The 5,493-nt window shown below is 59.6% G+C and carries 8 protein-coding genes; 6 read left to right on the forward strand and 2 right to left on the reverse strand.

The features are described 5' to 3' along the window. From BOO71_RS27930 to BOO71_RS16545, 4 genes are all read left to right on the forward strand, one after another. A partial coding sequence (locus tag BOO71_RS27930; RefSeq protein ID WP_217694907.1) for a hypothetical protein occupies nucleotides 1-315 on the forward strand: 315 nt, incomplete at its 5' end. Nucleotides 316-352: 37 nt separating this feature from the next. Beyond that, complete coding sequence (locus tag BOO71_RS16540) at nucleotides 353-964, forward strand: bacterial transcriptional activator domain-containing protein (protein ID WP_075834175.1); 612 nt, start codon at nucleotides 353-355, stop codon at nucleotides 962-964. A 119-nt stretch (nucleotides 965-1,083) separates the two neighbouring features. Continuing rightward, nucleotides 1,084-1,254 carry a hypothetical protein gene (locus BOO71_RS27935; protein WP_175607463.1) on the forward strand — a complete coding sequence of 57 codons (171 nt, stop codon included), beginning with the start codon at nucleotides 1,084-1,086 and terminating at the stop codon, nucleotides 1,252-1,254. After that, nucleotides 1,251-1,520 carry a hypothetical protein gene (locus tag BOO71_RS16545; RefSeq protein ID WP_075834177.1) on the forward strand — a complete coding sequence of 90 codons (270 nt, stop codon included), beginning with the start codon at nucleotides 1,251-1,253 and terminating at the stop codon, nucleotides 1,518-1,520. The genes BOO71_RS27935 and BOO71_RS16545 overlap by 4 nt, the downstream gene beginning before the upstream one ends. A gap of 36 nt (nucleotides 1,521-1,556) precedes the next feature. On the opposite strand, the gene BOO71_RS16550 is transcribed toward BOO71_RS16545, so the two are convergent. Then, nucleotides 1,557-2,690 carry a cytochrome P450 gene (locus BOO71_RS16550; RefSeq protein ID WP_075834179.1) on the reverse strand — a complete coding sequence of 378 codons (1,134 nt, stop codon included), beginning with the start codon at nucleotides 2,688-2,690 and terminating at the stop codon, nucleotides 1,557-1,559. Nucleotides 2,691-2,858: 168 nt separating this feature from the next. On the opposite strand from BOO71_RS16550, the gene BOO71_RS16555 reads away from it, so the two are divergent. Beyond that, nucleotides 2,859-3,713 (forward strand): hypothetical protein, encoded by an 855-nt coding sequence (locus BOO71_RS16555; protein ID WP_139322979.1) that lies wholly within the window; start codon nucleotides 2,859-2,861, stop codon nucleotides 3,711-3,713. 597 nt (nucleotides 3,714-4,310) lie between these two features. Beyond that, on the forward strand, nucleotides 4,311-4,583 hold the full coding sequence (locus BOO71_RS16565) for a hypothetical protein (RefSeq protein WP_075834185.1): 273 nt from the start codon (nucleotides 4,311-4,313) through the stop codon (nucleotides 4,581-4,583). Nucleotides 4,584-5,136: 553 nt separating this feature from the next. Here the strand turns inward: BOO71_RS16565 and BOO71_RS16570 are convergent. After that, nucleotides 5,137-5,493: transposase (locus BOO71_RS16570; protein WP_139322980.1), on the reverse strand; the 357-nt coding region annotated here is incomplete at its 5' end.

The raw sequence follows: 5,493 nt of genomic DNA on the forward strand, positions 1-5,493 counted from the left end.
AGCGCCTTGAACGGCCAATCCATCGTCATGGGGGATTGGGGGTTCCGATCCGCCAAAAAAGACAGTATTCCAGAAAACCTCAAGCTCTGCAAAAAAGGCACCTGGAACGTGAGAATGCAGGTAGAAACGGCGTTTTCACTGGTCACACGAATCATGAATCTGAAACACATGGACCATCGCCAGGAAGCGTATTTAACCGCTCACCTGGCGTATGTTGCGGCGGTCTTTAACATTCTTCTGGCGTGGTCGCGGGAATTCTTCGGCTGGACAGGCGAAGATGCCTTCAGAATGCATCTCGCCTCCTTCAGTCTCTGAATCTCAACCCGCACAACTGGTTAGTAAGGCTGGAGAGTTGCTGTTGTGGCTGCACTGGTATGGAAGCGGCACCCTGGTTGAAATTCTCGACGCGCTCTGGGACGGTTCCCGCGATCCCAAACATCACAGTTACTTCCGCGTCGTGGTCCGGCGTCTGCGGACCACCCTGCGGGAAGCGCTCACGCTGGATTTGGATCCACTCCCGCATGTTGCGGGCCGATATCAGATTCATCCGGAATTGGTAGTTTCCTCAGACCTACAGGACTTTCTGGAGCGGGCCCGCAAAGGTGAGCCGGAAGAGCTGCTTGGCGTCCGGGCCGACGATCTGCTGAGCAGCATTGAGGGCGAATGGGTTGAAGAAATCCGCAAAACCATCCGCAGCGAGCAGCACCTGGTTCTTGGGGAACTCGAAGGCACGCTGGCCAGTCAGGATCCGGAACGCGCCATCGCGCTTCTGAAACACAGTGTCCGTCTGCAGGGAGATCAGGCCGCCCCCCACCTGTCTCTGATTCAGACCCTGCTGCGTTTCCGTCCTCAGGAAGCGGCAGCGGCCTATCGTGGATATGCCCAGATGCTCGACTCCGTTTATGGGGAAGAGCCTGACCCCGTCCTACGCCGAACCATTGAAAGTCTTGAATTCAGCCGCTGAGCGCTGTATTTCTGGGTGTAAATCACCCTGATTCACAGCTTCACGCCAGGGCTGTCCCAGAGGATTCACAGGTGGTTCGCTAAGCTTCAGGTGTTCAAGTCAACTAGGAGGAAAACATTATGCGTAACCTGACGAAGTTCGTGCTGACCTGCCTGATCCTTATCCTGAGCACCACCAGCCACGCCACCAGCGATACGCCTGTTGCAACGGACGGAGTGAGTGCCGCCGCGCCTGGTGAAGGTCCGGTTGCCATCACGTGGCCTCCGATCTGGTGGCCGGGAGGAGAGTGAATCCGCAGCTTCATCCCGTCGTCAGCCGTGCATCACAACTCATCTGGGAGCAGGTGCAGTTGCACCAGAATCTGACGCTTCGTTCACGAGTTCAAGATTTACTGTCTCAGCTGCAGGCCGCAACAGCGATCCCCCTGCAGACAGAGGTGCTCGACGGACTGGAGAGTGCGCTCAGAAGCGATCAGGATGACGTGCTGATCGTCGCGCGGGCGCATCTCAGTTCATTGCGAGGTGTGATTGAAAACGACGATCTCATCACCAGTTGAAGTGACTGAGCTGGAGTCATGGAATCACCTTGAGCCTCAGCCAAAGGTGACCGGCAACCGCTTGACCCCACTGACGATCTGACTCTGAACCGGCTCCAGCACCGTGCCCGGCACAACCCTCAGGTTGGGCAGACGCTCCAGCACCGCGTCCAGCGCGACGCTGGCCTCCAGCCGGGCCAGCGGTGCCCCCAGGCAGAAATGGACCCCATGACCGAAGGCCAGGTGCCGGTTGGACGTGCGGGCCGGATCAAACACGCCTGCATCCGGGAACTGCGCCTCATCCCGGTTGGCCGAGCCGATCCAGGCCAGCACCGGACTGAGGGCTGGAATGGTCTGCCCCCCCAGTTCCACCTCCAGCGCGGTCACGCGGTACATCGACTGGACCGGTGAGCGAAACCGCAGCGATTCCTCGATGGTGCCGGGCAACAGCGTCCGGTCCGCCCGCACCCGCGCGTAGGCTTCAGGTGCGTCCTGCCAGCACCGCACCGTGTTCGCCAGCAGGTTGGTGGTGGTCTCGTTACCCGCCACCAGCAACAGGATGCAAAAGCCCAACAGCTCCTGGGCGTTCAGGTGTTCTTCCTCCACCTGTGCGGCGATCAGTCCGGAGATCAGGTCCTCGCCGGGTGCGTATTGCCGCTGCTCGATCAACCTCCCGAAATAAGCGGCCATCTCGCGGCTGCCGCTGGGGTCACCCGTCACCACCGCGTCGGACCAGCGCTTGAAGGCGTCCCGGTCCGCCGACGGAATGCCCAGAATCTCGGCGATGACGATCACCGGCAGCGGATAGGCGAAGTCGAGGACAAAATCCATGCGCCCTGCACCTTCCACCTGACCCAGCAGTTCGTCGACCAGTTCGGCGATACGGGGGGCCAGGGCACGCACCTGCCGGGGCGTGAACGCCTGTTCCACCAGGGCGCGGAGCTGGCGGTGACGCGGTGGATCGGTGGAGATGATGCTGGACGACAGCGCGCTTTCAGCGTTCTCGCCCCTGGGACGGCCCCGCTGAGACGAGAATGACTTCCAGTCCGACAGGGCGCGCTGTACACCGTCGTAGTCGAAGACCATCCACATCCCGGAGCTGGGATCGTGGACGACGGGCTGCTGAGCGCGCTGGGCGGCGTACCACGCAAAGGGATCGAGTAGCGAATAGGCGGGCAGGGGAGTCGTCATGACGATGATTACAGCAGGAATATTCCCTGAGCGCAGGTTTCGGGTCCGCCTCTCAGGTCGGGCCTGGATCTGGACGCCCTGCGCTTTGAACGAGGCAGGTGAGCCGGAACCGAAGGGGCCTCCGTCTGGGTCCAACTGCTGGACTTCCTGGCCCGCCACGCCCTGACGGTGCGCCCGGACCTGTACCGCCGCGCTGATGGGTCTCTGCCGCCTCAGATGGTGCTGCACCTGCCCAACGAGATGATGGCCGCGCAGGTGGAGAAGAACGTCAGCACCCTGCGCCTGTGGACGCCACTGCTGGAGGAGCTGGGGTACATCGACGCCCGCCCGCACTACACCACCATGACCACCCCTGGCGGCCAGCGGATTCCGGTGATCGACGGCACGCTGTACGCGATCTGCCTGCAACCCGGCCACAAGGCCAAGCTGACCTACCAGGACCTGAGCGCGCAGTACCGCAACCTGGACGAGGACCGGCTGGCGGGCCGCACGGCCTACCGGGTGGTCCAGCGGGCCGAGAAGCTGGGCCAGCAGGAAACCGCAAACGCTGAAAATGCAAACCGCGTCCTGGACGGAGAAAAAAATATGCGCGGGTCAACTGCTAGCCCAATGAAGGCCCAGTACCTTCGAGAGCAGTTAAAAGCCTGGGCCGTTACCCCCGGTCAGGTTCAAGACCCGTTATTCGCTGACCCGCGCATATTCTCCCCCGATGAGCTGGAAGAAGCGGTCAGGACCGTGCAGGACGTGATTTATCTGCTTCCAGCGGTAGCGGAATCCGAAGCTAATAAGCGGGCGGCACTGGTGGGCATTCTGGGAACCGCACTCGCCCACGCCCTGGACGATGACCATTCTCAGCGCTGGTACTGCAAAGCGATCTGGAACGCCTGGAATGCGGAGGTGGAAGGACGCGGTGGACTCCAGGTGCTGGCGGCGCAATTGGCCCGCCTGGACGTGGACCGGCACGAGTGGGGTAGCCTTAAACGGCCCGCTGCGCTGCTGAATGCCCGACTTCGGGCGGCGTGACCTCCGGCGCAGACTGCGCGCCGGATGCCCCACCGCTCTCTGTCAGCCTCAAGGGTGTCTGCGACTCCACCTGGACCGCCAGGACGTACAGGCGGCCAGCGAGATACGTCAGCGTGTCGTTGCATACCTCATCCGTCCCGAGATGATCGAGAAAGCGGTCTGCGACCAGGCGACAGTCCTCAGCAGTGAGGTTTGGACTGCGGCGTCTCCCCACATCCTGAAGATCTTGACGGCGTGTCATGGTCTTAGTATGTACTCATCAAGCTGACTCGAATATGACGACTTCCTTCAATTATGTCCGGGTAAAATCCGTTTATTTCCCCTGGCCTAATGACGCTTAGAGCAGAGAAACGACAGAAAGTTGGACGCCAAAACTCAGGCAGGAGGAAATCCTCCCCAAACTCGATTGAGCCGCGCTGGGAGAGGGAAAACGGAGGTTGAGTGGCAATTTGGGGAGAGTAAGTAAGATAAGGGTGCGGGTAAACTTGCTGTAGACAGAGTGTTTTCACTGTATGGCACACTGTTTTCAGGCAGGTAAGCTTTTCGTGTCACCACCCGCACATTTTTGGACAAAACTTCTGTCGGAGATTGAGCGGTATGAAAGCGAGCGACGTGCTGCTGTGCCTGTCTTTGGAGGAACAACAGCAGGAGGAGATCTTTGACCGCCTGGCCAAGCATGGACATCTGCCCGGCATGTCGTATTTACGTTTACGGAACATGCTCAAGCGACTCACCACGGATGGACTAGTGGTTACGAGGGAGCAGGTCAACGGGGCGTGTTTCTACCGGTTGGCGGAGGGTGAAGCCGTGGAAGTGGCCCTCGATAAAGCATGGGCAAAGGTCGAGGCAGAACGAAACCGCAAGGAGTAGCTCAAATCCTGATAGTGCTGAAGCCCCAGCGAAAATGGGTGTTGGCCAATCAGATTCCGTGCGTGTAAAACAGTTTCAGCGCACTTACCTCTAGAACTGCGTCCTAGAGGGGAAAAAACTGAGCGCTCGCGATTCCTAATTAGTACTACTTTTTCGGCCTGACTTTGGTGGTGCAGACCAGCGAAAACGGCGAAAAAATCAGCAATGAGGGAGGTGCTGGATCTGCCCTTTCTCAACTGGCAACACCCCGCTGGAGGGCGGGGTGCTGAGGTGATTCTCGAAGCCAGTCAACGTTGTGACGAAACACCATTGATTCAGCTATCCCACTCGAAGGAAAACACGTCACATGAAAAACCAACAAGGGGAAAGCCTGACCCACATGATAGGCCAAAACGCCACCACATTTTCAGACCGCGACACATTTAAGACCCCCTTCACCCCCAAAGGAGCGAAAGCCACCGCTCACTTTCTGGAGATGGCGCAGGCCTGCCAGGCGGACGCGCCACCCCGCGTTGTAGCCTCAATCGCCCGAAAACCCCTGATAAGGGCCTACTCAGTACCTGACACTTTCAGATTCAGGCTGGCTGGGTGAGGGAAAAGCGGTCATCAAGAGTGCGAGAAAAGTTTGGAAGAGGGGACGCTGCCAGCGCAGGGCGTCACACAGCAGATCCCAGCCATATTGGGCCAGACTCATGGCCCTGCGCCCGTGGGCTTTGACTGCGATGGGAAGCGCATCTGCGCGCCATGCGCCGATCCGCACCATCCAGGCATACGCGAGACTGAGCAGAAGAAAGAGGCGTCCAATGCGGTCTGGCGCGGTCATGTGGGTGTCCTCCAAACCCAGACCGCGAGACTTCATACCGCTGAATGTGCATTCGATCCCCCAGCGCATTCGGTAGACCTGCAAGAC

The sequence above is a fragment of the Deinococcus marmoris genome (assembly GCF_001949125.1).
GTDB classification, from domain to species: Bacteria; Deinococcota; Deinococci; order Deinococcales; family Deinococcaceae; genus Deinococcus; species Deinococcus marmoris_A.

Excerpts from the sequence above, each read along its gene's own strand:
- BOO71_RS16565 (WP_075834185.1), top strand. The coding sequence starts at position 4,311 with ATGAAAGCGAGCGACGTGCTGCTGTGCCTGTCTTTGGAGGAACAACAG.
- BOO71_RS16550 (WP_075834179.1), bottom strand. The coding sequence starts at position 2,690 with ATGACGACTCCCCTGCCCGCCTATTCGCTACTCGATCCCTTTGCGTGG.
- BOO71_RS27935 (WP_175607463.1), top strand. The coding sequence starts at position 1,084 with ATGCGTAACCTGACGAAGTTCGTGCTGACCTGCCTGATCCTTATCCTG.